This window comes from Telluria sp. GW821-FHT07G12 (genome assembly GCF_059418525.1).
Genome location: NZ_JBWKQA010000003.1, coordinates 34,545 through 60,224, shown reverse-complemented (window position 1 = coordinate 60,224; position 25,680 = coordinate 34,545). Strand labels below are relative to the sequence as shown.

Sequence of the window (25,680 nt, the reverse complement as noted above, 5' to 3'; positions counted from 1 at the left end):
TTACGCTTTCGACAGCGATTTCAGGGCCAATTTGATGCCCTCGGAAACGCTGGTACCCGCCGGCATGTTCTTGATGGCGGCCAGCGCTTCCTTGTCAGAATACCCCAAGGCCAGCAGCGCATTGAGCACGTCTGCCTGGGCGTCGTCCTGCACGGCGCCGCCGACCGCGCCGATGTCCGCGCCCAGCTTGCCTTTGAGTTCCAGCAGCAGGCGCTCGGCGGTCTTCTTGCCGATGCCCGGCACCTTGACCAGGCGGCCGGCTTCCTGCAGGGTCACGGCCTGGGCCAGGTCGGCCACCGACATGCCGGACAGGATGGACAGCGCAGTGCGGGCGCCGACACCGGTGATCTTGATCAGCTGGCGGAACACGGCGCGCTCGTTGGCGGAGCCGAAGCCGAACAGCAGGTGCGCATCTTCGCGCACCACATAGTGCGTGAACAGGACCACCTTCTCACCAGTGTGCGGGAGGTTGTAGAAGGTGCCCATCGGCACGTCGACTTCGTAGCCGACGCCCTGGCAATCCACGAGCACTTGCGGGGGATTCTTTTCCAGCAGCACGCCGGAGAGACGACCGATCATCGTTGACCTTTCTAAGTTTTATCAGGATGAGACCAGGCGCCCGCGCCGCATGTGCAGGGCCTGCTTTTCCGGCGCCAGCGCGCCGATCAGCGCCAGCGCATCCATGCCGTGGGCGTGGCAGATCGCGATGCCGAGGGCATCGGCGGCGTCGCTGCCGGGCAGACCGGGGAGCTTGAGCAGGCGCGCCACCATCTCCTGGACCTGGGCCTTGACGGCCTTGCCGGAACCGACCACGGCCTGCTTGACCTCGGCCGGCGTGTACTCGGCCACGTCGAGGTCGGCCCCGACCAATGCCGTGATGGCCGCACCGCGCGCCGCGCCGAGCAGCAGGGTCGACTGCGGGTTCACGTTGACGAAGACTTTTTCGATGGCCGCGCAGGCCGGCTTGTAGGTGGCGACGACTTCCGTCACGCCGGCCAGGATGATCTTGAGACGCGGCGGCAAAGCGCCTTCCGTGCCGGTCTTGATGGTGCCGGACGCGATATAGCGCAGCCGGTGACCGTGTTTTTCAATGACGCCGAACCCCGTCGTGCGCAGGCCCGGGTCGATGCCGAGAATAATCATTATCGAATGTTATACCGGCTGGCTTACTTCGTGGGAAAAATACTGTGCAAAAACACAGTTACATGGTGAACATGCCACGTTACACGGTCACGCGGGCACGGGGTGCCCGCCCTACGTAGGGTGGGCTCCCCGAGCCCACGCACATCAACCAAAATCAATGACGGAAGTGGCGCGTACCAGTATAGAGCATCACCACCCCACGCTCGTCCGCCGCGTCGATCACTTCCTGGTCGCGCATCGAGCCGCCCGGGTGGATCACGCAGGTCGCGCCGGCGTCGACCACCACGTCCAGGCCGTCGCGGAACGGGAAGAAGGCATCCGACGCCACCGCCGAGCCCACCAGCGACAGGCCGGCGTTGTGCGCCTTGATCGAGGCGATGCGGGCCGAGTCGATGCGGCTCATCTGGCCCGCGCCCACGCCCAGGGTCATGCCGCCGGCGCAGAACACGATCGCGTTCGACTTGACGAACTTGGCCACGCGCCAGGCGAACATCAGGTCCTGCAGCTGCTGCGGGGTCGGCTGCTTCTTGCTGACCACGCGCAGGTCGTCCAGGCCGACGTTCTTCGCGTCCGGCGACTGTACCAGCAGGCCGCCGCCGACGCGCTTGACGTCGAAGGCGTTCTGGCCGTTGCCCAGTTCAATTTCCAGCAGGCGCACGTTCTGCTTGGCCGCCATGATCTGGCGCGCTTCCGCCGTGAACACCGGGGCGATCACGACTTCCACGAACAGTTTGGCAATCGCTTCCGCAGCGCGGCCGTCGACCGGCACGTTGAAGGCGATGATGCCGCCGAAAGCCGAGGTCGGATCCGTCTTCAGCGCGCGCTGGTAGGCGTCCAGTGCGTCCGCGCCGATCGCCACGCCGCAAGGATTCGCGTGCTTGATGATCACGCAGCCGGCCGGCTGCTCGAGGCCGCCCAGGGTCTTGACGCATTCCCAGGCCGCGTCGGCATCGGCGATGTTGTTGTACGACAGTTCCTTGCCCTGCAGCTGGCGGTAATTCGCCAGGCTGCCGGCGGCCGGGGCCAGGTCGCGGTAGAAAGCGGCGCTCTGGTGCGGGTTTTCGCCGTAGCGCATGTCCTGCACCTTCTCGAAGTGCAGGTTCAGGGTCTGCGGATAGGCGGCGCGGGTCGCGTGCTGCTTGTCTTCGCCCAGGCTGGTCAGATAATTGGTGATCGCGCTGTCGTATTGCGCGGTGTGGGCGAACACTTTCTTGGCCAGGCGGAACTTGGTGTCGTAGCCGACATCGCCTGCTTGCGTACCGGTGCCTTTCATCTCTGCCAGCACCGGGCCGTAGTCGGCCGGGTCGACGATCACGACGACGTCGCGGTGGTTCTTGGCCGCCGAACGCAGCATGGTCGGGCCGCCGATATCGATGTTCTCGATCGCATCTTCCAGCGAGCACTCTTCCTTCGCGACAGTTGCCTGGAAGGGGTAGAGGTTCACCACCACCATGTCGATCTGGGGGATGCCGTGCTCTTCCAGCTTGGCGATATGCTCAGGAAAGTCGCGCCGCGCGAGGATACCGCCGTGCACTTTCGGGTGCAGGGTCTTGACGCGGCCATCGAGCATTTCCGGGAAACCCGTGTAGTCGGCGACTTCAGTGACTGGCACGCCATTGTCCTGCAGCAGCTTGGCGGTGCCGCCGGTCGACAGGATGTTCACGCCGAGTGCGGACAGCGCGCGCGCAAAATCGAGCACGCCGGTTTTATCGGAAACGGAGATGAGGGCTTGTTTGATCATGGGAGAGGCCTGTTGATAAAAATCGGTGCGAGCAAGGATGTTCCACTACGCCGGACAAGGCCGGCGCACGCTCGCACGCCGGCCCCTCCGCCGGCGCTTACAGCAGCCCGTGCTCCTGCAATTTCTTGCGCAAGGTATTGCGATTGATGCCCAGCATCTGCGCGGCATGCGACTGATTGCCTTCGGCGCGCGTCATCACCACTTGCAGGATCGGTTTTTCGACGGTCAGCAGCATCATGTCGTAGATATTCGACGGTTTTTGCTCGCCCAGGTCGTTGAAATAATCTTCGAGGCTTTTCTGAACGACTTCCTGGATACTTTCTTTGCTCATGTCTGCTACTTACCTTGGTGTGGTGGTGGCTCGTGAAACCTGCTGCGCGTCGGTATTCCGGCCGGCGATGCTCGCTGTACAGGAGTACAGCTGCGCTTCTCGGCCACAATTCCTTCCGCTCGTTACGGTTTCCCGAAGCCACTGTTACGCTGCCTAAAGACAGCACTGTCTCCGGTATTTCTTATTTTTCTATACTTTTTTAAAACTCTTACGCTGCGATCGCGACGTCATCCGCATGCGCGGGCCGGTATTGTAACCGCTCGCCATACCGGTGTTGCGATTTGAAAAATTCGTCCACGGCCGCCAGCTGCTCGGCCGTCGATTCCAGCAGGTTCATGCGCTGGCGGAATTCTTCGCCGCCAGGCAGGTCTTCGACATACCAGCCGATGTGCTTGCGCGCGGTGCGCACGCCCAGGTATTCGCCGTAGAAGGCGTAGTGGGCCGGCAAGTGTTCGTTCATCAGCTCGCGCACTTCATCGACCAGCGGCGCCGGCAGGTGTTCCCCGGTGCGCAGGTAATGGTCGATCTCGCGGCAGATCCAGGGACGGCCCTGGGCCGCGCGCCCGATCATCACGGCGTCGGCGCCCGTATGTTCGAGCACGAATTTCGCCTTTTCCGGGGTCGTGATGTCGCCATTCGCCACCACCGGAATCGCCACCGCGGCCTTCACCGCGGCGATGGTGTCGTATTCGGCATCGCCCTTGTAGCCGTCGGCACGGGTGCGGCCGTGCAGGGTCAGCATCGCGATGCCGGCCTGCTCGGCCATGCGCGCAATCGTCAGGGCGTTCTTGTTCTGGCGATCCCAGCCGGTGCGGAACTTCAGCGTGACCGGCACATCGACCGCGCGCACCACCGCTTCGAGGATGCGCTGGACCAGGTCTTCGTGCTGCAGCAGGGCCGAGCCGCACCAGTTGTTGCAGACCTTCTTGACCGGGCAGCCCATGTTGATGTCGATGATCTGGGCGCCGCGGTCGACGTTGAACTTGGCGCACTCCGCCAGTTCTTCCGGCACGGCGCCGGCGATCTGCACCGCCTTCGGTTCCATCTCGCCGGCGTGGTCGGTGCGGCGCGCGCTCTTTTCGCTGGCCCACAGGCGCGGGTTCGAGGCCGCCATTTCGGACACCGCATAGCCGGCGCCCAGCTTTTTGCACAGCTGACGGAACGGACGGTCGGTCACCCCGGCCATCGGGGCGACGAAGACGTTATTGCGCAGCGCGTAAGGACCAATTTGCACGGGAGAAAAACCAGAAGAAAAATCGGGAACTCGCTATTTTACCCGAACCGCTGCTCAATTTATCAGCACACTTTTTTCGTGTGTTGCAAATCTGACATAGTTCACTGTCAGCTATCCTCAGTTTCCTTCCTAGCTCAGCTCATCCAGCAAGGCCGGCCGCAGATGCGCGACCTCGCCCCAGCTTTCCAGCGCCAGCCTGCCCTCTTCCAGGCGGAAGCGATTGATACTGGCGTTATAGACCTTGAAGTCGCGCGGCGTTTCCAGCGGCAGGCCGAGCGCCATCCGGTAGGCGCATTCGAGCACGCCGCCGTGGGCAACCATGGCGATGGTGCGGCCGGGATGGGCTGCAGCCAGGGCCAGGATGGCGCTGGTGGAACGGGTATAGAACTCGCGGAAAGTCTCCCCACAATTTTTGCCACTTGGCAAAACCGCGTCGACATCGCGCGCCTGCCAGGCCGCAAACTCGGCCGGGAAGCGCTGCTCGATCTCGCTGTACAGCAAGCCTTCGAAGCCGCCATAGCAGCGCTCACGCAGGCCGGGGTCGATGTGCACGGTCATGCTGCGCAGCGCGGCAACGGCCTGGGCGGTCTGGCGGGCGCGCTGCAGATCGCTGGAGACGATCAGGTCGATGTGCTCCGGCGTCAGCGCCTCGGCCAGCAGACTGGCCTGGCGTTCGCCCTCCGCGTTCAATGCGATGTCGAGGTGGCCCTGCAGGCGGCGTTCAGCATTCCATGCGGTTTCCCCATGGCGGATCAGGATGATTTTCAAATTCTTTACTTTTATTTATCGATGATGGTGGCGGCGATGCTCGGGTTCAGCGAATACACGCCGAAGATGCGGGCTTCGTCCAGGATGTGGCCCATGATGGCGAGGCTCGCCTCCTTGCCCGTGAACCGGCCTTCCAGCGGCAGCCGCGGGATGTCGAGGGCGTACAGCGTGAACACGTAGGTGTGCACCCGCTCGTCGTTCCAGGGCGGACAGGGCCCGTCGTAGCCGTAGTATTCGCCGGCCATGTCCGGGTCGTTGGCGAACCAGCCGGTGTAATCGTTGACGCCGTGGCGCAGCTGGTGCTCGGTGCCGTTCTTGATCGTGAACGGCACCAGCGGACCGCTCTTGCCGCCCGGGGTCACCATGTCCGAGAACAGGCCCTCGGCAAAGGTATCGAGGACCACCGGGATGTCGACCAGCGACCAGTGATAGAAGTCGGTGCGCGCCAGCGCGTCGGGCACCGTCCTGCCTTCCCGGTTGACGTTTTCGCCGTCGGTCGGCACGTCGAGATCGTGGCACAGCAGCACCAGCGACTCGGCGCCGGCCGGCACGTCGTCCCAGGCGATGTGGGGGCTGCGGTTGCTCGACAACTTGATGTGGCTGCCGGGATCGATCTCGGCGAACGCACAGCGCGGCGGAATCGGGCCGCCTTCGGTAAAGGAATCGCTCCAGATCTTCATGGCATGCCCTCCATTCTCCTACTGCCCCTGCTGCTTCCTGCTCCTGTCTACATTGACCAGCGCAAGGCGCCGCAGTTTCAGCTTGAGACCTTGGGTGGATCAATACGAAGCCAGAAAGTGACTGGACCGTCATTCGTCAGCGACACCTGCATGTCCGCGCCGAAGCGGCCGGTCTCGACATTACCGTGTCGCTCGCGGGCCTGGCGCACGAAATGATCGAACAGCCGGCGCCCATCCTCCGGCGCGGCCGCCGGCGAGAACGAAGGCCGGGTCCCGGAGCGGGTGTCGGCCGCCAGCGTGAATTGCGGCACCAGCAGCAGGCCGCCCGCCACGTCCGTGACGCTGCGGTTCATCTTGCCGGCCTCGTCGGAAAACACGCGGTAGCCCAGCAGCTTGGCCAGCAGGGCATCGGCCTCGCGCACGGTATCGCCCTTTTCGGCGCAGACCAGCACCATCAGGCCATGCCCGATGGCACCCACGGTTTCGCCGTCGACCACCACGCTGGCCTGGGTGACCCGCTGGAGCAGGCCGATCATGCCAGGGTCACGCGGGCAAACTTGCGCTTGCCGACCTGCAATACGAAAGTGCCGGCCTGGACCTGCAGCGCCTTGTCGGACACGACCGTGCCGTCGATGCGCACGCCGCCCTGGTCGATCATGCGCATCGCTTCCGAGGACGAGGCGCACAGATTGGCCGCCTTCAGCAGCTGCGGCAGGCCCAGCGGGGCGCCGGACAGACTGATTTCCGGCACGTCGTCCGGGATGCCGCCCTTGGAGCGGTTGACGAAGTCGGCCAGCGCGTCCTCGGCTGCCTGCTGCGAGTGGAAGCGCGCCACGATTTCCTGGGCCAGCGCCACCTTGGCGTCGCGCGGGTTGCGGCCGCCCTCGACCTCGGCGCGCAGCGCGGCCAGGTCCTGGATCGAGCGGAAGGACAGCAGCTCGTAGTACTTCCACATCATCACGTCCGAGATGCTCATCAGCTTGCCGAACATGGTGTTGGCCGGCTCGGTGATGCCGATGTAGTTGTTCTTGGACTTCGACATCTTCTCGACGCCGTCCAGGCCCTCGAGCAGGGGCATGGTCAGGATGCACTGCGGCTCTTGCCCGTAGTCTTTCTGTAGCTCGCGGCCAACAAGCAGGTTAAATTTCTGATCCGTTCCACCTAGCTCAAGGTCTGCTTTCAAAGCGACCGAATCATAGCCTTGCATGAGCGGATACAGGAACTCGTGGACCGAGATCGGGGTCCCACTCTTGTAGCGCTTGGTGAAGTCGTCGCGCTCCATCATGCGCGCCACCGTGTAGCGCGAGGCCAGCTGGATCATGCCGCGCGCGCCCAGCGGGTCGCACCACTCGGAGTTGTAGCGGATTTCGGTGCGTGCCGGATCGAGCACCAGCGAGGCCTGCTTGAAATAGGTCTGCGCATTGGTCTCGATCTGCTCGCGGGTCAGCGGCGGGCGGGTCACGTTGCGGCCCGACGGGTCGCCGATCATGGAGGTGAAGTCGCCGATCAGGAAGATCACCTGGTGGCCCAGGTCCTGCAGCTGGCGCAGCTTGTTCAGCACCACGGTGTGGCCCAGGTGCAGGTCGGGCGCGGTCGGGTCGAGGCCCAGCTTGATGCGCAGCGGCGTGCCGCTCTGCTCGGAGCGCGCCAGCTTCTGCGCGAATTCGCTCTCGATCAGCAGTTCGTCGACACCGCGTTTGGTGATTGCAAGGGCTTCCTGGACGGCCTCGCTCAAGGGAAGAGGGGCGGCCCCGGCGGAAGTTGCAGTTTTGGCATTACCAGAAAGCTCAGAGGAAGTCATAAAATTCTTGTAGGAGTTTGGCTAAAACGGTTGTAGGACCCCGTATTTTGATATAATTCGCGATCCCGTCAATCTTGCCGCATGAAAAGTTTCACAGACAACAAGTAAGAAAACAAAAAGAAAAAGCGTTCGTCTTGGGACAGTGAAGCGGTAAATTTTAACTGATTGCATGAACCCAATACAGAAAATCACTGGCAAGCGCTGGTTCGGTCTCGCGGAAACGAGCCGTAAAACCCGCATCCTTGCGGGCGGCGCCGCTGCCCTGGCACTGTGTGCCTTCGGTGCGACCGCAGTCGCCCCGATCGCGCCGGACGCCGCAGACATCCCCGTCAAGTCCATCGCACAGGACCTGCAGCTGCCAAACCTGGCAGACCAGATCGCAGCCCTGCAGCAAGATCAGCAGCAATTCATCCACGAAGAACGCATCCGTCCGGGCGACTCCCTCGGTTCCGTCTTCTCCCGCCTCGGCATCGACGACCAGCAGGCAGCGGCTTTTGTGCGCAGCGACAAGCTGGCACGTAGCATCCTGACCCTCAAGACCGGCAAGCGCATCCAGGCTGAAACCGACGAGAACGGCCTGATGCTGACGCTGCGTGCGACCATCCCCGTCAACAAGGATGAGTTCAACACCGTTACCGTGACGCGCAAAGGCGACAAATTCGTCGTCAGCAAGGCCCCAGCCGAGCTCGAGCGCCGCGTCGAAATGCGTTCGCGCGAAATCACCTCCTCGCTCTACGCTGCCACCGACTCCAATGTCGACGGCGGCCAGATCCCGGATTCGGTGGTCAACCAGATCATCGAGATGTTCTCGACCAGCATCGACTTCCGCGGCGACCTGAAGCGCGGCGACCGTTTCAACGTCGTCTACGAAACCTTCTACCAGGATGGCGAACTGGTCCGCACCGGCCGCGTGCTGGCCGGCGAATTCGTCAACCGCGGTGTGGCTTACCAGTCGGTCTGGTATGAAGACCCGCAAACCCACCAGGGCGGCTACTACAGCCTGGACGGCAAGTCGCTGAAGAAGGCCTTCCTGAAGTCGCCGGTCGCCTTCACCCGCATCTCGTCGGGCTTCTCGATGCGCGTGCACCCGGTGTTCAACGTCTGGAAAGCACACAAGGGCATCGACATGGCCGCCCCGCTGGGCACCCCGATCCGCGCTGCCGGCGACGGCACCGTCGACTTCGCCGGCGTGTCGAATGGCTACGGCAACATGGTCGTGCTCAAGCACTGGTCGAATTACAGCACCGCCTACGGCCACATGAGCCGCTTCGCCAGCGGCATGCGCAAGGGCCAGAAGGTCCACCAGGGCGACGTGATCGGCTATGTGGGCGCCACCGGCTGGGCAACCGGCCCGCACCTGCACTACGAATTCCGCGTCGGCGGCAATGCCATCGATCCGATGGCGCAGAAGAACCTGCAGCAGCAGCCGCTGACTTCGGGCGAACTGTCGCGCTTCCGCACCACCGCCGCCGTCGAGATGTCGCACCGCTTCTCGCTGCTGAATCCGGCTGGCAACGCAATGGCTGCTCGTTAAGCTTCAGCCGAATTGCAGATAGAATAAGACGCCTTGCACTGAAGAGTGCAAGGCGTTTTTCTTTTCAGGTAACGAACATGCCCGCTTCCAACCTCTACATAGGCCTGATGTCCGGCACCAGCCTGGACGGCGTCGACGGCGTGCTGGCCGACTTTTCCGGCCGCGGCATCCGCACCCTGCAAGCCGCCTTCACACCCTTCCCTGCCGCGCTGCGCAGCGAACTGATGGCCCTGCAAGCCGCCAGCGAGAACGAACTCGAGCGCGAGGCGCTGGCCGCCAACGCGCTGGCGCGCTGCTACGCCGACTGCGTGCAGCAGCTGCTGGCCCAGGCGCCGGGCCCGGTGCGCGCCGTGGCCGTGCATGGCCAGACCATCCGCCACCGCCCCGAGCTCGGTTTTACGCGCCAGACCAATAATCCGGCCCTGCTGGCGGAACTGACGGGCGTCGACGTGATCGCCGATTTCCGCACACGCGACATCGCCGCCGGCGGCCAGGGCGCGCCACTGGTGCCTGCCTTTCATGAAGCGCGCTTCGGCAAGGCGAAGACGGTGCGGGTGGTGGTGAACATCGGCGGCATCGGCAATATCAGCGTGCTGCACGGCGACGGACGCGTGAGCGGCTACGACACCGGCCCTGGCAATGTGCTGATGGACTTGTGGGTCGCGCGCCACACCGGCAAGGCCTATGACGAGGACGGCGCCTTCGCGGCCTCCGGCAAGGTCGACGAGCAATTGCTGGAGATCCTGCTGGACGAGCCTTATTTCCGCCAGCCCCCGCCCAAGAGCACCGGGCGCGACCTGTTCCATGCGGAATGGCTGGACAAGAAACTGGCCCAGCGTCCGGATCTGGCGCCGGCCGACGTGCAGGCGACGCTGACGCGCCTCACGGCCGTGTCGATCGCGCGCGCGATCCAGGAGTCGGCCTCGGAACAGCCGGCGCAGGCAGTCTACGTGTGCGGCGGCGGCGCCTACAACAGTGTGCTGTTGCGCGAGATCGAAGCGGCGCTGGGGGGCGGGATCCCGGTGAAATCGACCGAGGAGCTGGGCGTGGCGCCCAACCGCGTGGAGGCGCTGGCGTTTGCCTGGCTGGGTTATCGCTTCATGCGGCGCCAGCCGGGCAATCTGCCGGCGGTGACGGGGGCGGCCGGGCTACGGGTGCTGGGGGCCTTGTATCCGGCCTGAACTGCGCGTGGGCACGGGGTGCCCCACCCTACACCGCAGCAAGGTAGGGTGGGCACCCCGTGCCCACGCACTGTCGTAACAATAGAAAAAGCCGCCCGGCAATGCCTAGGCGGCTTTTTTAATACCCGAAACGGACGATTACGCCGAGAACGACGAACCGCAGCCGCAAGTCGAGGTGGCGTTCGGGTTCTTGATCACGAACTGGGCGCCTTCGAGGTCGTCCTTGTAGTCGATTTCCGCGCCAACCAGGTACTGGTAGCTCATCGAGTCGATCAGCAGGGTGACGCCGTTCTTTTCCATCGCGGTGTCATCGTCGTTCATGATTTCGTCGAAGGTGAAGCCGTACTGGAAGCCGGAGCAACCGCCACCCTGCACGAACACGCGCAGTTTCAGGTCGGGATTGCCTTCTTCTTCGATCAGCTGGGCGACCTTCTGCGCGGCGCTGTCGGTGAAGTTGATGGGCGACGGCATGGCGTCCTGCTCTTGCGAGCGATGCAATTCGGCGATTGCGGTCATGGATAAACTCCTGATTGAATTCGGATTTCGTCCATTATAGACGGTTGGCGCCAGTCATGCTGATGCCCCTTCCGTCGCCACTCCTAAATGAAACACCGGCTCGGCGGCCGGCATCGGAGCGGCTTCGTGGGTCAGCTTTCCCGTCACCAGGGCGCCGCCGTGCATTTCCAGCAGGCGGTAATGGACATCCCCATGTATGCGGCCTTTCGGCTGTAATTCAAGCAGTTCCGTCGAGCGGACCGTCCCGGCGATATAGCCGTTGACGACCAGGTTGGCGCAGCGCACCTCGCCCTCGATGCGGGCGTGTTCCGACACGATCAGGACGCTGTCGGCGTCGCCGCCGGCGATCACGTTGCCATGCACCTCGCCGTCGATGCGCAGGCCGCCGTTAAATACGAGGTCCCCTTCGATGCGTGCGGAAATGCCAATCAGGCTATCGATTTCGCTTTTTGCATTACGACCGAACATGGTAGTCCCCTCGCAAAGTAGAACGCTGCCAAGCTCGGCAGTGCACAGGTCAATTTACCGTGCTCAACACCTGCTGCCTTGATCTGCATCTTGTCAGCAACCCTTGCGAGGGAGAGGCGACCCCGGGAGGGTCGCCACGGCTGGTCATTACGGCAACAGCGCGACCTGCTGCAGGCCCATGTTTTCCGGCACGCCGAACATCAGGTTCATGCACTGCACGGCCTGGCCGGCGGCGCCCTTGACCAGGTTGTCCTGCACCACCAGGATCACCACGGTGTCGCCGCCGTCCGGACGGTGCAGCGCGATGCGCAGCATGTTCGAGCCGCGGGTCGAGCGGGTTTCCGGGTGCGAGCCGAAAGGCATCACGTCGACGAAGGGTTCGTCGCGGTAGGCGTCTTCGAACAGGGCCTGTAGGGCGGCATTGTCGATTTCCCTGGTCAGGCGTGCGTACAGGGTCGAGTGCATGCCGCGGATCATCGGCACCAGGTGGGGCGTAAAGATCAGGCCGACTTTCTGGTCGGTGTAGCGCTGCAGCTGGGCCGAGGTCTCCGGGGTGTGGCGGTGGCCGGCCACGCCGTAGGCCTTGAAGTTGTCGCTGGCTTCCGAGAACAGGGTGCCGATTTCTGCCTTGCGGCCGGCGCCGGACACGCCCGACTTGCTGTCGGCGATCAGGTTGCCGGCGTCGATCAGGCCCGCCTTCAGCAAGGGGAAGAAGCCCAGCTGCATGGTGGTCGGATAGCAGCCCGGGTTGGCGATCAGGCGGGCCTTCTTGATGTCTTCGCGGTTCAGTTCCGGCAGGCCGTACACCGCTTCCTCGATCAGCTCGGGGGCGGTGTGCTCCATCTTGTACCACTTCTCGAAGGCGGCGCGGTCCTTCAGGCGGAAGTCGGCGGCCAGGTCGATGACCTTCACGCCGGCCGCCAGCAGGGCCGGGGCCTGGGCCATGGCGACGCCGTGCGGGGTGGCGAAGAACACCACGTCGCACTTGCTCAGATCGGCCTTGTCCGGGCTCGAGAAGGCCAGGTCGACGTGGCCGCGCAGCGACGGGAACATGTCCGCCACCGGCAGGCCGTCTTCCTTGCGCGAGGTGATGGCGGTCAGCTGCACCTCGGGATGGGCTGACAGCAGGCGCAGCAGCTCGACGCCCGTGTAACCGGTACCACCAACGATGCCAACTTTGATCATGTTCTTTCCTTCGTAAAAATGAGTGCCCAGCGGCCGAGGGTGCAATTTTAGCAGCGTCGTCAAAAATTCGGGGTCAGAGCACTTTTTCGCATACTGAAAAAGTGCTCTGACCCCGAATTATTGATGGGGCAATTTCCAAAAAACGGAGTTTGACCCCGGTTTGACGAAAAACAAAAAAGCCGCCGGCTTTGCAGCGGGCGGCTTTTTTTGGACAGCAGCGCAAAGGCGCTGCAGATTCGATTAACGCTTCGAGAATTGCTTTGCGCGACGTGCTTTGCGCAGACCAACTTTCTTACGCTCGACTTCACGGGCGTCACGGGTGACGAAACCGGCACGTGCCAGGTCGCCCTTCAGGCCTGCGTCGTAGTCGATCAGTGCACGGGTGATGCCGTGGCGCACTGCACCTGCCTGGCCGGACTCACCGCCGCCATGCACGTTGACCTTGATGTCGAAACGCTCGACGTTGCCGGTCAGTTCCAGCGGCTGACGGATGACCATCAGGCCGGTTTCGCGCGAGAAGTACTCGGCGGCCGGTTTGCCGTTCACGATGATCTGGCCGGTGCCAGCTTTGATGAACACGCGGGCGACTGCACTCTTGCGACGGCCGGTGCCGTAATTGTAGTTACCGATCATGTCAGTTCCTTAGAAATCGAGTGCTTGCGGTTGCTGGGCGGCGTGCGGGTGGGTTGCTTCCGCGTAGACCTTCAGCTTCTTGATCATGGCGTAGCCCAGCGGGCCCTTCGGCAGCATGCCTTTGACGGCCTTTTCCAGGGCACGGCCCGGGAAGCGCTGTTGCATTTTCAGGAAGTTGGTTTCGTAGATACCGCCCGGGTAGCCCGAGTGACGGTAGTAGGTCTTCTGGGTGGCCTTGGTGCCGGTCACGCGCAGCTTGCCTGCGTTGACGACGACGATAAAGTCACCGGTATCGACGTGCGGAGTAAATTCCGGCTTGTGTTTGCCGCGCAGTCGGCGTGCCACTTCGCTGGCAACACGTCCGAGGACTTTGTCCGTCGCGTCAATCACGTACCAATCGCGCTGGACTCCATGGCCCTTAGCGGAAAAAGTTTTCATGTTGACTTCCTATATATAGGTGTAAATGCTCAAATGGTGGTTCTGCTGTACAACCGCAGACTCTGCCTTATTGTCTTTTCCTGAGCAAATGGAAAGCCCACGATCATAGCGGATCTCAGCCTCTCCCGTCAAGCTGCCGCCAGAGAGATCGCACGCCAGTTTATGCACGCTCGCCCAGGCTCAAGAATTAATGCATTTTTGCAACTTTTTGATTGACCATGAAAAGAATAGCAATTTAGTATGGTCAACATCGAAGAGGAGACTCCGTGAACATCCGTCCCATCCTGCCCGCTTTGTTCGCCCTGCTGTGCTCGGCGCCCGTGCTTGCCGCCCCCGCCGCCGATACGCAAGCGGCAGCCGGCAAGTCCGCCGCCCGCAGCTGCCATCTGCCCGGCGCCGAAGAAGCGCTGCACTGCCTGTCGGTCCCGGTCCCGCTCGACTACGCCAAACCGGACGCCGCCGGCCTGAAGCTGCACGTGACCGTGGCCCCGGCCTTCCGCGAATCGGCGCGCCCCGATCCGCTGTTCGTGCTGGCCGGCGGTCCCGGCCAGGCCGGCAGCGACGTGCTGATGCTGCTGTCGGCCGCCTTCAAGCGCGTGCGCGCCACCCGCGACATCGTCTTCATCGACCAGCGCGGCACCGGCCTGTCCGGCAAGCTCGATTGCGAGAACCCGCCGAACGAGGAGCTGCTGAGCGACGCCGAGATCGAAACCGCGCTGCGCGGCTGCATCGCCAAGAAGAACGTTCCCTTCGCCGCCTACAGCACCGCCAATGCCGCGCGCGACATCGAACAGGTACGCAAGGCCCTCGGCTACGGCAAGATCAACGTCTGGGGCGGCTCCTACGGCACCCGCCTCGGCCAGGCCTATGCGCGCGCCTTCCCGGACAGCGTGCGTTCGCTGGTGCTGGACGGTGTCGCCGCGCCCGAGCAGGTGATCCCGGCCGGCGGCCGCGATGGCCAGGCCGCGCTCGACAAGCTGTTCGCCCAGTGCGCTGCGGACGCCGCCTGCCACAAGGCCTACCCCAACCTGCGCGCCGAATGGGACACGCTGGCCGCGCGCGCCGAGGCCGGCCTCAAGCTGGCCATCGCCGATCCGCGCACCGCGCAGCCGGTTACCTTTACCATGACCGGCCCGCGTTTCTTCGGCACCGTGCACAACATCCTGTATTCGCCGGCCGACGCGCGCCGCCTGCCCTTCCTGCTGCACAGCGCCTACCAGGGCCGCTGGGAACCCTTCATCGCGCGCCACAACATCGCCGGCGACTTCGCCAGCGACGCTTCCAGCGCCATCCTGCTGCACCTGGCGGTGGTCTGCGCCGAGGACGTGCCGCGCATGACGCCGGCGCTGATGAAGGAAGACGCCTCGCTGCTCACGCGCCCGCTGGCCGACCGCATTCCGAACCTGTGCAAGGCCGTCAACGTGCCGGCGGTGCCGTTTGCCGAGCCGGCCGCGATCCAGGCCCCGGCCCTGCTGCTGTCCGGCGCCCTCGACCCCGTCACGCCGCCGCGCCGCGCCGAAAGCGCCGCGCGCCGCATGCGCAATGCCCAGCAGCTGGTGGTGGCGAATGCCGGCCACGGCGTCTCGCAGCTGGGCTGCGTGCCGCGCCTGCTGCGCGACTTCCTCGACCGCCCGGGCAGTCCACTCGAGGCCAAGTGCCTGTCCGAGATCCCGGCCCCGACCTTCCAGCTCGGCAGCGCCGGGCCGCAACCCTGAATCGAGCCCGCCATGATAGAAGTCCAGGAAGTACGCAAACAATTCGGCGCCGTGCAGGCGCTCGGCGGCGTGAGCTTTTCCGCGCGCGACGGCCAGATCACCGCCCTGCTCGGCCCCAACGGCGCCGGCAAGACCACCCTGCTGCGCACCCTGGTCGGCCTCTTGCGGCGCGACCACGGCAGCATCGCCATCGACGGCGTCGATCCGGAAAAGGATCCGCTCACGGTACGCCGCAACATCGGCTTCCTGACCGACCAGTTCGGGCTCTACGAGCGTCTCAGCACGCGCGAGTACCTGAACTATTTCGGTGAGCTGAACGGCATGGGCGGCCCGCAGCTGCGCCAGCGCATCGACGAAGTGGCCGAGCTGCTGCAGATGGAAGATATCCTGGAGCGCCGCGCCAAGGGCTTCTCGCAGGGCCAGCGCATCAAGGTCGCGCTGGCGCGCACGCTGCTGCACCGCCCGCGCCACCTGCTGCTGGACGAACCGAGCCGCGGCCTCGACGTGATGAGCACGCGCGCGCTGCGCCGCGCCCTCGCCAGCCTGCGCGCCGAGGGCTGCTGCGTGATCATGGCCACCCACGTGATGCAGGAAGTGACCCACCTGTGCGACGACGTGGTCGTCATCGCCAAGGGCCATACGGTGGCCCAGGGCTCGCCCGAAGAACTGTGCCGCCGCACCGGCATCGCCAACCTGGAAGACGCCTTCGTCAGCCTGGTCGGCACCGAAGAAGGAATCGCCGCATGAAACCCAAGTTCTTGATCGTCTTCCAGAAGGAACTGCGCGAGGCGCTGCGCGACAAGCGTACCCTCGGCCTGCTGGCGCTGTTCACGCTCATGTACCCGGTGATGATCGGCTACCTGCTCAACCAGAGCATCAACCGCGCCACCAAGCCGGAACGCGACGGCGTCGAGATCGCCGTGATCGGCGCCGGCCAGGCCCCCACGCTGATGTCCCAGCTCAAGCAGCGCAACATCAACGTCAAGGAACCCGGCCCGCTCGACGAAGCCGGCATCACGAAGCTGCTGCAGGCGCGCACCTATCCGGTGGTGCTGCGCGTGTCCGACAAGTTCACCGAGAACTACGCGGCGATGCGTCCCGCGCGCATCGAGCTGTGGTACGACTCGGCCGACGAAAACGGCAAGCGCCGCCGCGAGGTCGAGGAAGTGCTGGAAGCTTACGGCGCCAACGTCGCCAGCGCGCGCCTGCTGGCGCACGGGGTCTCGCCGGCCACGCTGGCGCCGATCCAGGTGCAGCGCTTCGACACCGGCACCAACGCCTCGCGCTCCGCGGGCCTGATCGGCAGCCTGCTCGGCATCCTGTTCCTGCCGGTCTTCATCTGCGGCATGTCGACCGCGGTCGACAGCACCGCCGGCGAGCGCGAACGCCGCTCGATGGAAGTGCTGATGGCGCAGCCGGCCAGGGCCTGGGAGCTGGTGGTCGGCAAATGGCTCACCGCCGGCAGCCTGGCGATCGCCGGCATCGCCCTCGAGCTGGCGTTGGCGCACGCGATCCTGTCCTGGCTGCCGCTGGAGGAGATCGGCATGTCCTGGAGCCTGAACTGGGGCGACCTGGCGCTGCTGATTATCGCCACGATTCCGCTGTGCCTGTTCGCCGCCGGCATGCAGGTGGCGCTGGCGATGAACGCCAAGTCCTTCAAGGAAGCCCAGAGCGTGCTCAGTTTCGTGACCCTGGTGCCGCTGATCCCGGGCGTGGTGGTGTCGATGATGGAACTGAAGACCGCGACCTGGATGTACATGGTGCCGATGCTGTCGAACCAGACCCTGCTGCGTGAGATGACCAAGGGCGACGTCGGCATGCTGCCCTTCGTGATGACGTTTGCCTGTTCGGCATTGGTCGCGCTGCTGGCGGTCGGCTTTGCCAGCTGGCGCATGAAGAGCGAACGCTACGTGCTTGCCGTGTAAGGCTTAGAATAGATTCTTTTCGGAGGAATCGAATGGAAGTCAAAGTCAGCTGGAACGGCCCGTCGGGGATGAGCTTCCGGGCCGAAACCGGCTCGGGCCACATGGTCAGCATGGACGGCGCGCCGGACGGCGGCGGCCACAACCTGGCGCCGCGTCCGATGGAGATGGTGTTGCTGGGAACCGGCGGCTGCACCGCCTATGACGTCGTGCTGATCCTGAAGCGCGGCCGCGAAGACGTGCGCGGCTGCGACGTGACCCTGAAGGCCGACCGCGCCGACAGCGATCCGAAGGTGTTCACCAGGATCCACTTCCACTTCATCGTCAGCGGCAAGAACCTGAAGCCGGCGGCGGTGGAACGGGCCGTCAACCTGTCGCACGACAAGTACTGCTCGGCCTCGATCATGCTGGCCAAGACGGCGGAAATTACGCATTCGTTCGAGATTATCGAGGCTTAAATGTAGTAGGCGGTGGTGGTCATGACCTTGGACATGGCCGTCATCGCCATGCGCACCGGCAGCGGCATCTCGGCCGCGCCCATCGCCTGCGCCTTCGAACCGTGCTCGATCTCGTCGACGCGCATCTGCTCGACGATCGCGCGCGACTTGCCATCCTGCGGCGGCAGTTTGTCGAGGTGGCTGTTCAGGTGGGCTTCCACCTGGCGCTCGGTCTCCACCACGAAGCCCAGGCTCCGGGCATCGCCCATGCGCGCTGCCACCGTGCCCAGCGCATAGGCGCCGGCATACCACAGCGGATTCAAGAGACTGGGCTGGGAACCCAGCTCGGACAGGCGCTCGGCGGTCCAGGCCAGGTGGTCTTCTTCCTCGCGGCCGGCCTGCACGAATTGCGCGCGCATCGCCGGGCTGCTGGCGTAGCGCGCCTGCGAGTCGTACAGGGCCTGGGCGCAGACTTCGCCGACGTGGTTCACGCGCATCAGGCCGGCGCTGTGGCGCGCCTCCTGGTCGTTCAATTCGCAGTCGCGGGCCTGTGCGCCCGGGTTCGGGCGCGAAGCCTTGGCCACGCCGCCGACCACGCGCAGGGCGCGGTCGAAGCCGGCAATCAGATTGTCGAGAGGGTTGATGTCACGAGTCAGCTTATCCATGGCCATATTATAAACCTTGCCCGGCCTCGCCCTCGCCCGGCTGCGCGCCGCCCTTCTGCCGCTGCAGCCAGTCGTGCACCGGTCCCGTCACCTCCAGTTTCGAGATGTTCTTCGCCACGCCCAGATTCAGCTCCAGCAGGAAGGGGATCGAATCCACCGGCACCTCGTCGCAGGTCTCACCGAACACTGTCATGAAGCGCGCCGACTGCAGGGTCGGCAGCACTTTTTCTCCGCTCATGAATTGCAGGATGCTGGTGATGGTATGGCCGCCGCCGATGCTCTGGTAAATGAAACGGTTGAATTCACGGTCGACCTTGGCGAAGTCGATGGCCTCCTTGGTCATCAACCCGGCAAGGTAGTGCAGACCGGTGGCGACGCGGAACCAGTCGGTTGCCTCGTCGCGCGTGCGGCCCTGGCGGGTGACGGCCAGGATGTTGTCCTTGATGGTGGTATCCATGAAGCCATTATGCCCCCATTAAGGCAGTGAAAGGAAGTTGTCAAACTAGACAGGGATTTTTCGCTGGCGTATGCTGGAGCGCTGTTTCCACGCCGCCCTGGCGCCTCTTTTTTGCACTCTGGGCCGATGAAACTGCCGTGTGTCGCATGGGCTCTACCGCTACAGCTCATTTTTAATACAATGCAATAGTCATCAAAATACGTAGATTGTCACTATGGAATTAGAAATCCGCCATCTGTCCAAGACCTACGCCAACGGCGTGGTGGCCCTGGACGGGGTCACGCTGAGTATCCCGCCCGGGATGTTCGGCCTGCTCGGGCCCAACGGCGCCGGCAAATCGACCCTGATGCGGATCCTGGCCACCCTGCAGGAATGCGATTCCGGCTCCGTGTTCCTGGATGACATCGATGTCCTCGACGAAAAGGACGAGGTGCGCCGCCTGCTCGGCTACCTGCCGCAGGATTTCGGCGTCTACCCGAAAGTGACCGCTTACGAACTGCTGGACCATTTTGCGCAATTGAAGGGCCTGGCGAACCGCGCGCGGCGCCGCGAAGTCGTCGACGGCCTGCTGCAGCAGACCAACCTGTTCGAGGTGCGCGACCAGCGTCTCGGCACCTTCTCGGGCGGCATGAAGCAGCGCTTCGGCATCGCCCAGGCCCTGCTGGGCGACCCGCAGCTGATCATCGTCGACGAGCCGACCGCCGGCCTCGACCCGCAGGAACGGGTGCGCTTCCACAACCTGCTGTCCGACATCGGCCAGGACAAGACCGTGATCCTGTCCACCCACATCGTCTCCGACGTCGCCGACCTGTGCGCCAACATGGCCATCATCAACAAGGGCCACGTGCTGCTGTGCGGCGAACCGGCAAAACTCATCGAAGGCATCGAGGGGAAGATCTGGGCCCGCTTCGTCAGCAAGCCCGAACTGCTCGCCTTCCAGAAGCGCCACACCGTGATCTCGACCCGCCTGCTGAGCGGGCGCCCGATGATCCACGTGTATGCGGAGCGCTATCCGGGCGACGATTTCGAGCCGATCCACCCGACCCTCGAAGACGTCTATTTCGCCACCATCGCCGGCCGCCACAACGCTCAAGCAGGGAACTGCTGATACCATGCGCGCGCTCTACGCCATCGCGCTCTTCGAAGCACGGCAGCGCCTGAAGCTGCCGTCCACCTGGATCTACTTCCTCGCCTTCCTGGCGCTGGCCATGCTGTGGGTGGCGGCTGCCGGCGGCGCCTTCAAGGACGTCACGATCTCCTTCGGCGGCCGGGTACTGGTCAACGGCCCGCGCCAGGTTGCGCTGTCCTCGGCCTTCCTCGGCTGCTTCGGCATCGTGGTGGCGGCCGCCGTGATGGGCCGCTCGGTGCAGCAGGACTTCGAATACGAGACCCATCACTTCTTCTTCAGCGCGCCGATCCCCAAGCACGCCTACGTGTTCGGGCGCTACCTGGGCGCGCTGGCCACGCTGGCCGTGGTGTTCTCCTCCATCGTGCTGGGCAACCTGCTGGGCGCCCTGCTGCCCGGCGTCGACCCTTCGCGCGTGGGCGCCTTCAAGGCGCTGGCCTACCTGCAGCCCTACGTCCTGACCCTGCTGCCCAACCTGTTCATCTTCGGCGCCATCTTCTTCGTGCTGGCGGCCCTGACGCGGCGCATGCTGCCGGTGTACGTGGCCGGCGTGGTCATGATGATCGGCTACCTGGTGGCGCCCTCGCTGGCGCGCGACCTCGATTACAAGACGCTGGCGGCGCTGATCGACCCCTTCGGCACCACCGCCCTGATCCGCCTGACGGAATACTGGACCATCGCCGAGCGCAATGCGCGCATGGTGCCCTTCGAAGGCGTCTACTTGGCCAACCGCCTGATCTGGTCGGCCTTCGCGCTGGTCGTACTGCTGCTCGGCTACTGGCGCTTCAGCTTCGTCTCCAGCCCCGCCGCCCGGCGCGCAGCCGCGCGCGGCGAAGGCGAGAGCGCGGCGGTCTCCACCCAGCCGGCCGCCGACACGAAGGAGGCGCCGGACTTCGTGGCGCGCCGCCTCAGCTTCCTGCTTCTCAAATCGGCCTGGCTCGACCTGCGCGAGTCGGTCAAGAACGTCTACTTTGCCGTGATCGCGCTGGCCGGTGTGCTGGTGCTGGTGGTCAGCTCGCTCGACCTGGGCGCCATCTTCGGCACCAAGACCTATCCCGTCACCTACATGGTGCTGGACCTGATCCGCGACGTCTTCGCCGTGTTCCTGCTGATCGTCACCACCTTCTATGCCGGCGAGATGGTCTGGCGCGAGCGTGAGGCGCGCATGTCGCAGATGCTGGACGCGCTGCCGGTGCCGAGCTGGCTGCCGCTGGCGGCCAAGACCCTGGCCCTGGTCGGCCTGCAGGCCGTGCTGCTGCTGGTGGCGATGGTCTGCGGGATGCTGATCCAGCTGTTCCGCGGCTACGTGGCGCTGGAGCCCGGCCTCTACCTGTTCACGCTGTTTGGCGTCCTGCTGCCCAAGTACGTGCTGATCGCGGTGCTGGCGATTACGGTGCAGGCCATCCTCAACCACAAATACCTCGGCTACTTCGTGCTGGTGCTGTACTACATCGCCAGCATCACCCTGAGCTCCCTGGGGCTGGACCACCCGATGCTGCTGTACGGCGCGCTGCCGGACGTGACCTATTCGGCGATGAACGGCTTCGGCCACCACCTGGCGCTGCAGCGCGCGCTGCTGGTGTACTGGGGCGCCGCCGCGCTGCTGCTGCTGGCGGCCGCCGTGGTGCTGTGGCCGCGCGGGGTGTCCGAAAGCTTCCGCGAGCGCCTGCAGCTGGCGCGCCAGCGCCTGAGCCCTGGCGTGCTGGGCGCCTTCGGCCTGGGCGCGCTGCTGTTCCTGGGGTCCGGGCTTCTGCTCTGGTACAACCTGGAGCACGTCGGCGCCTACCAGTCCGCATGGACCAAGGACCGCCTGCGCGCCGAATACGAACTGCGCTACCACCGCTACGCCAAACTGGCGCAGCCGCGCATCGCCAGCGTGGACCTGCAGGTCGACATCCTGCCGGCCAGCCGCACCCTGAAGGTGAAAGGCGCCTACCAGCTGGAGAACCGCAGCGGCGCGCCGGTCACGGACCTGTTCCTGAGCCAGCGCCCGGGACCGACGCTGCGTCCGCGCTTCTCGCAGCCGGTGCGCCTGGTGGAAGCCGACGCCGAGCGCGGCTTCTACCGCTATGCGCTGGCCACGCCGATGGCGCCCGGCAGCCGCATCGCCCTCGAATTCGAACTCGAAGACGCCCCCGGCGGCGTGCTCGGGCTGGGCCGCGAAACGGCGGTGGTGGCCAACGGCACCTTCTTCACCAACGCCATCCTGCCCCACATCGGCTACCAGCGGAGCGTCGAGCTGCAGGACGACCGCGACCGCAAGCGCCACGGCCTGGCGCCGAAGGAGCGCATGGCGGCGCGCGAGGATGCGGCCGCGCAGGCCAACAACTACCTCGGCAGCGACGCCGACTGGATCCGCTTCGACGCCGTGGTCAGCACGAGCCTGGACCAGATCGCGGTGGCGCCGGGCACCCTGGACAGCGAATGGATGGCCAAGGGCCGCCACTACTTCCACTACCGGATGGACAAGCCGATCCTGAACTTCATCACCTTCCAGTCGGCGCGCTACGAGGTGCGGCACGACCGCTGGCAGGACGTGACCATCGACGTCTATCACCAGCCAGGCCACGACTTCAATGTCGACCGCATGATCCGCGGCGCCAAGGCTGCGCTGGAATATGGCTCGAAGCAGTTCGGCCCCTACCAGCACCGCGAGCTGCGCATCGCCGAATTCCCGCGCTATGCGTCCTATGCGCAGGCGGCGCCGGGCGTCATCGCGTTTTCCGAAAGCGCCGGCTTCATCGCCAAGGTCGATCCGGAATCGCGCAAGGACATCGACTACCCCTACTACGTCACCGCCCACGAGGTCGGGCACCAGTGGTGGGCGCACCAGCTGGTCGGCGCCGACAGCCGCGGCGCCACCGTGCTGTCGGAAAGCCTGGCCGAGTACACGGCGCTGATGACGATGCGGCGCACCTTCGGCTCCAGCAAGATGCGGCGCTTCCTGCGCTACGACCTCGAGGAATACCTGATGGGCCGCGCCACCGAGACCCGCAAGGAGCTGCCGCTGGCGCAGAACGAGAATCAGTCCTATATCCACTACCGCAAGGGCAGCCTGGCGATGTATCTGCTGCAGGACCTGGTGGGCGAGGAAGCCGTGAACGGCGCGCTGCGGCAGCTGCTGGTGGAGCACGCCTTCCGCGGGCCGCCCTACCCGACCGTCACCACCCTGGTCGAGAAGCTGCGCGCGATCACCCCGCCCGACAAGGCCTACCTGATCGACGACCTGTTCGAGTCCATCGTCCTGTACGAGAACCGCGCCGACAGCGCCACCGCACAGCGCCGCCCGGACGGCAAGTACGAGGTGACCATCCGCGCCAAGGCCGGCAAGGTGCGCGCCGGGGAGCTGGGCGAGGAACGCGAAGTGCCGCTGAAGGACTGGATCGAATTCGGCGTGGACGACGACAACGGCAACCCGCTGGCGCGCGAACGCCGCCTGGTCGACCGCCGCGCGCAGACCGTGACACTGGTGGTGGACGGCCGTCCGGCGCGGGCCGGTATCGACCCCGACAACAAGCTGATCGACAGGAAACCAACGGACAACATGGTCCCCATCGACATGCATTAAAGTCTACGTTATCATTTGGTCACAATTTCCTGTTAGGAGCATGAAGATGTCAACCGTCGCCGAACTGGCCGCTCAGATTCAGCAATTGTCCGCTACCGACAAGCACCTGCTGATGCAGCTGCTATTGACCGACAGCGACGAGCCGGAACCGGACGCTGAAGAAGCGTACCGCGCCGAAATCGTGCGCCGCGTGAAGGCGATCCGCAACGGCGAGGCGGCGATCAGGGCGCTGCAGGACTGGCAGGAATGAATTTCTGACGATGCCGCCGAGTGCGGCAGGCGAAAAAAAACCGCGAAGCGATTCGCGGTTTTTTTATTTGCGTCGGCCTGGAGGTGGCCGATGAATCAGGCAGGGTTCAGAAGCTTTCCCACTCGTCGCCGGCGGTGACGGGCGCCGCTTTCGGCTTGCCGTTCTGCATGGCCGGCAGGCGCGCAGCCTGCACGCTTGCCAGCTTGCGCGAAGCGCCGGCCTGGCGCACCGTGCGCGCCGCCGGCAGGGCAGCGTCCGCATCGGCCTCCACGCCGGTGCGGAAAGTCCCGACCAGGCTCGCCAGGTTGCCGGCCTGGTCCTGCATCGCCTCGGCGGCGGCGGCGGCCTGCTCCACCAGCGCGGCATTCTGCTGCGTCACCTGGTCCATCTGCACGATCGCGTGGTTCACCTGCTCGATGCCGACGCGCTGCTCGTCGCTGGCGGCGGCGATTTCGCTGATGATGTCGGACACGCGCTTGACGCTGCCGACCACTTCTTCCATCGTGGCGCCGGCCTGGTCGACCAGTCGGGCGCCGGACTCGACCTTCTCGACCGAATCGCCGATCAGGTCCTTGATTTCCTTGGCGGCCTCGGCGGAACGCTGGGCCAGGCTGCGCACTTCGCCAGCCACCACCGCGAAGCCGCGGCCCTGTTCGCCCGCGCGCGCCGCTTCGACTGCCGCGTTCAGCGCCAGGATATTGGTCTGGAAAGCAATGCCGTCGATGACGCCGATGATATCGACGATGCGGCGTGCCGATGCATTGATCGAACCCATGGTGCGGACCACCTGGGCCACGACTTCGCCGCCGCGCACGGCGTTCTCGGATGCCGTCGCCGCCAGCTGGTTGGCCTGGCGCGCATTGTCGGCGTTCTGCTTCACGGTCGAGGTCAGCTCTTCCATCGACGATGCGGTCTCCTCCAGCGAACCGGCCTGCTGCTCAGTGCGCGAGGACAGGTCCTGGTTGCCGGCGTTGATCTCGGTGGAGGCGATGGCGATGGCATCGGTGCCGGTGCGCACGCGGGTCACGATGCCGAGCAGCGACTCGTTCATGCTCTTCAGCGCCGCCATCAGCTCGCCGGTTTCGTCCTTCGATTCGACGCGCACCTTGGCCGTCAGGTCGCCCTTGGCCACGCGCTGGGCCAAGTCGACGGCGGCGCGCAGCGGCGCGGTGATGTTACGCGCCAGCCAGAATGCCACGGCGGCCGCCAGCAGGAAGGCCGCGATGCCACCGCCGATCAGGGTGCGCGACATGGTGGCGGACAGTGCCGCCGCGCTCTTGGCGCGCTCGCCCATCAGGCTGGATTCCTCGGCCTTGATCTCGACGACCAGCTTGCGCATCGCGTCCATGCCCTGCTTGCCCTTGCCTTCCTGCTCCACGGCCACGACAGCCGCCATGTCGGCATCCTGGGTAGCGCGGCGCAGCTTGATGGCCGGGTCGATGGCGCTGTCGAGCCACTTCCGCTGTTCGGCGGCCAGGCGCTGCAAGCGATCCTGCTGGCGCGGATTGTCGGCGGTGAGCTTGGTGGCCAGGTCGAGGTGCTGGCGGAAGGCCTGCTTGCCGGCGTTATAAGGCTCCAGCGACGCTTCCTTGCCGGTGAGGGCGAAACCGCGCTCGCCGGTTTCGGTGTCCACCAGGCTCATCAGGGCAGCATCGACTGCGCTCAGCACCTGGTAGGTATGGATGTTCATGTCGTTCGCACTACTCAGGCGTGCGAAGTTCATGTACGACAGGCTTACCAGTACGACAAGGACGGCAACCACCACGCCAAAGCCAAGGCGTAAACGGGTCGCGATTTTCAGATCGGAGATGTTCATTGGAGAAGATGGGAGAAAAATCACGGCATCCGGGATAATTGCCGCAAGGAATTTATTTCAGTGCGGCAATG

26 protein-coding genes are annotated in these 25,680 nt (G+C 64.7%); 9 read left to right on the top strand and 17 right to left on the bottom strand.

Annotated features, from left to right (window positions below; all coding sequences use genetic code 11):
• The 9 genes from ruvA to tyrS all read right to left on the bottom strand — a co-directional run bounded on the left by ruvA (position 1) and on the right by tyrS (position 7,698).
• Positions 1–579: a Holliday junction branch migration protein RuvA gene (gene ruvA, locus AC07PE_RS12775; protein ID WP_498764901.1), complete on the bottom strand. Its 579-nt coding sequence runs from the start codon at positions 577–579 to the stop codon at positions 1–3.
• A 21-nt stretch (positions 580–600) separates the two neighbouring features.
• Positions 601–1,143 (bottom strand): crossover junction endodeoxyribonuclease RuvC, encoded by a 543-nt coding sequence (gene ruvC, locus AC07PE_RS12770; protein ID WP_498764899.1) that lies wholly within the window; start codon positions 1,141–1,143, stop codon positions 601–603.
• Between the two features lie 154 nt (positions 1,144–1,297).
• A complete protein-coding gene (gene purH, locus AC07PE_RS12765) occupies positions 1,298–2,884 on the bottom strand; it encodes a bifunctional phosphoribosylaminoimidazolecarboxamide formyltransferase/IMP cyclohydrolase (RefSeq protein WP_498764897.1) in 1,587 nt (528 codons plus the stop codon).
• Between the two features lie 97 nt (positions 2,885–2,981).
• Positions 2,982–3,215, bottom strand: a complete 234-nt coding sequence (locus tag AC07PE_RS12760) for a helix-turn-helix domain-containing protein (protein ID WP_056447956.1) — start codon at positions 3,213–3,215, stop codon at positions 2,982–2,984.
• 208 nt (positions 3,216–3,423) lie between these two features.
• The gene (dusB, locus tag AC07PE_RS12755) at positions 3,424–4,449 is read right to left on the bottom strand and encodes a tRNA dihydrouridine synthase DusB (RefSeq protein WP_498764894.1); all 1,026 of its coding nucleotides are present in this window, start codon (positions 4,447–4,449) and stop codon (positions 3,424–3,426) included.
• A gap of 129 nt (positions 4,450–4,578) precedes the next feature.
• Positions 4,579–5,217: a histidine phosphatase family protein gene (locus AC07PE_RS12750; protein WP_498764892.1), complete on the bottom strand. Its 639-nt coding sequence runs from the start codon at positions 5,215–5,217 to the stop codon at positions 4,579–4,581.
• A gap of 11 nt (positions 5,218–5,228) precedes the next feature.
• Entirely contained in the window at positions 5,229–5,897 is a 669-nt protein-coding gene (locus AC07PE_RS12745) for a YbhB/YbcL family Raf kinase inhibitor-like protein (RefSeq protein ID WP_498764890.1), read from the bottom strand.
• 77 nt (positions 5,898–5,974) lie between these two features.
• The gene (gene dtd / locus AC07PE_RS12740) at positions 5,975–6,433 is read right to left on the bottom strand and encodes a D-aminoacyl-tRNA deacylase (protein ID WP_498764888.1); all 459 of its coding nucleotides are present in this window, start codon (positions 6,431–6,433) and stop codon (positions 5,975–5,977) included.
• On the bottom strand, positions 6,430–7,698 hold the full coding sequence (gene tyrS, locus AC07PE_RS12735; protein WP_498764886.1) for a tyrosine--tRNA ligase: 1,269 nt from the start codon (positions 7,696–7,698) through the stop codon (positions 6,430–6,432). Before tyrS ends, dtd begins: the two co-directional genes overlap by 4 nt.
• Positions 7,699–7,867: 169 nt before the next feature.
• Here tyrS and AC07PE_RS12730 point away from each other — a divergent pair, with 169 nt between their 5' ends.
• Positions 7,868–9,232, top strand: a complete 1,365-nt coding sequence (locus tag AC07PE_RS12730; RefSeq protein ID WP_498764884.1) for a M23 family metallopeptidase — start codon at positions 7,868–7,870, stop codon at positions 9,230–9,232.
• 77 nt (positions 9,233–9,309) lie between these two features.
• Positions 9,310–10,413, top strand: coding sequence for an anhydro-N-acetylmuramic acid kinase (locus AC07PE_RS12725; RefSeq protein ID WP_498764882.1), 1,104 nt, complete (start codon positions 9,310–9,312; stop codon positions 10,411–10,413).
• A 138-nt stretch (positions 10,414–10,551) separates the two neighbouring features.
• Here AC07PE_RS12725 and erpA read toward each other — a convergent pair whose 3' ends face one another.
• From erpA to rplM, 5 genes are all read right to left on the bottom strand, one after another.
• A complete protein-coding gene (erpA, locus tag AC07PE_RS12720) occupies positions 10,552–10,929 on the bottom strand; it encodes an iron-sulfur cluster insertion protein ErpA (RefSeq protein ID WP_230020263.1) in 378 nt (125 codons plus the stop codon).
• A 54-nt stretch (positions 10,930–10,983) separates the two neighbouring features.
• A complete protein-coding gene (locus AC07PE_RS12715) occupies positions 10,984–11,397 on the bottom strand; it encodes a bactofilin family protein (protein WP_498764880.1) in 414 nt (137 codons plus the stop codon).
• A 147-nt stretch (positions 11,398–11,544) separates the two neighbouring features.
• Positions 11,545–12,582 (bottom strand): N-acetyl-gamma-glutamyl-phosphate reductase, encoded by a 1,038-nt coding sequence (gene argC, locus AC07PE_RS12710; protein WP_498764878.1) that lies wholly within the window; start codon positions 12,580–12,582, stop codon positions 11,545–11,547.
• 240 nt (positions 12,583–12,822) lie between these two features.
• Positions 12,823–13,215, bottom strand: coding sequence for a 30S ribosomal protein S9 (gene rpsI / locus AC07PE_RS12705; RefSeq protein ID WP_028102305.1), 393 nt, complete (start codon positions 13,213–13,215; stop codon positions 12,823–12,825).
• A 9-nt stretch (positions 13,216–13,224) separates the two neighbouring features.
• Positions 13,225–13,653: a 50S ribosomal protein L13 gene (gene rplM, locus AC07PE_RS12700; protein WP_498764876.1), complete on the bottom strand. Its 429-nt coding sequence runs from the start codon at positions 13,651–13,653 to the stop codon at positions 13,225–13,227.
• A gap of 266 nt (positions 13,654–13,919) precedes the next feature.
• On the opposite strand from rplM, the gene AC07PE_RS12695 reads away from it, so the two are divergent.
• Genes AC07PE_RS12695 through AC07PE_RS12680 form a run of 4 tightly spaced genes read left to right on the top strand, consistent with a single transcriptional unit; the run spans position 13,920 to position 17,748 of the window.
• Positions 13,920–15,368 carry an alpha/beta hydrolase gene (locus tag AC07PE_RS12695; protein ID WP_498764874.1) on the top strand — a complete coding sequence of 483 codons (1,449 nt, stop codon included), beginning with the start codon at positions 13,920–13,922 and terminating at the stop codon, positions 15,366–15,368.
• A gap of 12 nt (positions 15,369–15,380) precedes the next feature.
• A complete protein-coding gene (locus AC07PE_RS12690) occupies positions 15,381–16,115 on the top strand; it encodes an ABC transporter ATP-binding protein (RefSeq protein WP_498764872.1) in 735 nt (244 codons plus the stop codon).
• A complete protein-coding gene (locus AC07PE_RS12685; protein WP_498764870.1) occupies positions 16,112–17,293 on the top strand; it encodes an ABC transporter permease in 1,182 nt (393 codons plus the stop codon). The genes AC07PE_RS12690 and AC07PE_RS12685 overlap by 4 nt, the downstream gene beginning before the upstream one ends.
• Positions 17,294–17,325: 32 nt before the next feature.
• Positions 17,326–17,748, top strand: coding sequence for an OsmC family protein (locus tag AC07PE_RS12680; protein WP_498764868.1), 423 nt, complete (start codon positions 17,326–17,328; stop codon positions 17,746–17,748).
• Here the strand turns inward: AC07PE_RS12680 and coq7 are convergent.
• On the bottom strand, positions 17,745–18,392 hold the full coding sequence (coq7, locus tag AC07PE_RS12675) for a 2-polyprenyl-3-methyl-6-methoxy-1,4-benzoquinone monooxygenase (protein ID WP_498764866.1): 648 nt from the start codon (positions 18,390–18,392) through the stop codon (positions 17,745–17,747). The two genes, AC07PE_RS12680 and coq7, sit on opposite strands and share 4 nt — an antisense overlap.
• A gap of 7 nt (positions 18,393–18,399) precedes the next feature.
• Positions 18,400–18,849 (bottom strand): hypothetical protein, encoded by a 450-nt coding sequence (locus tag AC07PE_RS12670; protein WP_498764864.1) that lies wholly within the window; start codon positions 18,847–18,849, stop codon positions 18,400–18,402.
• A 214-nt stretch (positions 18,850–19,063) separates the two neighbouring features.
• Here AC07PE_RS12670 and AC07PE_RS12665 point away from each other — a divergent pair, with 214 nt between their 5' ends.
• The 3 genes from AC07PE_RS12665 to AC07PE_RS12655 are packed head-to-tail and all read left to right on the top strand — an operon-like array spanning position 19,064 to position 23,793.
• A complete protein-coding gene (locus AC07PE_RS12665; RefSeq protein WP_498764862.1) occupies positions 19,064–19,957 on the top strand; it encodes an ABC transporter ATP-binding protein in 894 nt (297 codons plus the stop codon).
• A 4-nt stretch (positions 19,958–19,961) separates the two neighbouring features.
• Complete coding sequence (locus tag AC07PE_RS12660) at positions 19,962–23,543, top strand: ABC transporter permease/M1 family aminopeptidase (protein WP_498764860.1); 3,582 nt, start codon at positions 19,962–19,964, stop codon at positions 23,541–23,543.
• Positions 23,544–23,589: 46 nt separating this feature from the next.
• Entirely contained in the window at positions 23,590–23,793 is a 204-nt protein-coding gene (locus AC07PE_RS12655) for an addiction module protein (protein ID WP_498764858.1), read from the top strand.
• Between the two features lie 106 nt (positions 23,794–23,899).
• Here AC07PE_RS12655 and AC07PE_RS12650 read toward each other — a convergent pair whose 3' ends face one another.
• Complete coding sequence (locus AC07PE_RS12650) at positions 23,900–25,609, bottom strand: methyl-accepting chemotaxis protein (RefSeq protein ID WP_498764856.1); 1,710 nt, start codon at positions 25,607–25,609, stop codon at positions 23,900–23,902.
• Between the last annotated feature and the right edge of the window lie 71 nt (positions 25,610–25,680).

Bases quoted from the DNA above. Each gene is read 5' to 3' on its own strand.
- ruvA (WP_498764901.1), bottom strand. From the start codon at position 579: ATGATCGGTCGTCTCTCCGGCGTGCTGCTGGAAAAGAATCCCCCGCAA.
- ruvC (WP_498764899.1), bottom strand. From the start codon at position 1,143: ATGATTATTCTCGGCATCGACCCGGGCCTGCGCACGACGGGGTTCGGC.
- purH (WP_498764897.1), bottom strand. From the start codon at position 2,884: ATGATCAAACAAGCCCTCATCTCCGTTTCCGATAAAACCGGCGTGCTC.
- AC07PE_RS12760 (WP_056447956.1), bottom strand. From the start codon at position 3,215: ATGAGCAAAGAAAGTATCCAGGAAGTCGTTCAGAAAAGCCTCGAAGAT.
- AC07PE_RS12745 (WP_498764890.1), bottom strand. From the start codon at position 5,897: ATGAAGATCTGGAGCGATTCCTTTACCGAAGGCGGCCCGATTCCGCCG.
- dtd (WP_498764888.1), bottom strand. From the start codon at position 6,433: ATGATCGGCCTGCTCCAGCGGGTCACCCAGGCCAGCGTGGTGGTCGAC.
- tyrS (WP_498764886.1), bottom strand. From the start codon at position 7,698: ATGACTTCCTCTGAGCTTTCTGGTAATGCCAAAACTGCAACTTCCGCC.
- AC07PE_RS12730 (WP_498764884.1), top strand. From the start codon at position 7,868: ATGAACCCAATACAGAAAATCACTGGCAAGCGCTGGTTCGGTCTCGCG.
- AC07PE_RS12725 (WP_498764882.1), top strand. From the start codon at position 9,310: ATGCCCGCTTCCAACCTCTACATAGGCCTGATGTCCGGCACCAGCCTG.
- erpA (WP_230020263.1), bottom strand. From the start codon at position 10,929: ATGACCGCAATCGCCGAATTGCATCGCTCGCAAGAGCAGGACGCCATG.
- AC07PE_RS12715 (WP_498764880.1), bottom strand. From the start codon at position 11,397: ATGTTCGGTCGTAATGCAAAAAGCGAAATCGATAGCCTGATTGGCATT.
- argC (WP_498764878.1), bottom strand. From the start codon at position 12,582: ATGATCAAAGTTGGCATCGTTGGTGGTACCGGTTACACGGGCGTCGAG.
- rpsI (WP_028102305.1), bottom strand. From the start codon at position 13,215: ATGATCGGTAACTACAATTACGGCACCGGCCGTCGCAAGAGTGCAGTC.
- rplM (WP_498764876.1), bottom strand. From the start codon at position 13,653: ATGAAAACTTTTTCCGCTAAGGGCCATGGAGTCCAGCGCGATTGGTAC.
- AC07PE_RS12690 (WP_498764872.1), top strand. From the start codon at position 15,381: ATGATAGAAGTCCAGGAAGTACGCAAACAATTCGGCGCCGTGCAGGCG.
- AC07PE_RS12685 (WP_498764870.1), top strand. From the start codon at position 16,112: ATGAAACCCAAGTTCTTGATCGTCTTCCAGAAGGAACTGCGCGAGGCG.
- AC07PE_RS12680 (WP_498764868.1), top strand. From the start codon at position 17,326: ATGGAAGTCAAAGTCAGCTGGAACGGCCCGTCGGGGATGAGCTTCCGG.
- coq7 (WP_498764866.1), bottom strand. From the start codon at position 18,392: ATGGATAAGCTGACTCGTGACATCAACCCTCTCGACAATCTGATTGCC.
- AC07PE_RS12670 (WP_498764864.1), bottom strand. From the start codon at position 18,849: ATGGATACCACCATCAAGGACAACATCCTGGCCGTCACCCGCCAGGGC.
- AC07PE_RS12665 (WP_498764862.1), top strand. From the start codon at position 19,064: ATGGAATTAGAAATCCGCCATCTGTCCAAGACCTACGCCAACGGCGTG.
- AC07PE_RS12660 (WP_498764860.1), top strand. From the start codon at position 19,962: ATGCGCGCGCTCTACGCCATCGCGCTCTTCGAAGCACGGCAGCGCCTG.
- AC07PE_RS12655 (WP_498764858.1), top strand. From the start codon at position 23,590: ATGTCAACCGTCGCCGAACTGGCCGCTCAGATTCAGCAATTGTCCGCT.
- AC07PE_RS12650 (WP_498764856.1), bottom strand. From the start codon at position 25,609: ATGAACATCTCCGATCTGAAAATCGCGACCCGTTTACGCCTTGGCTTT.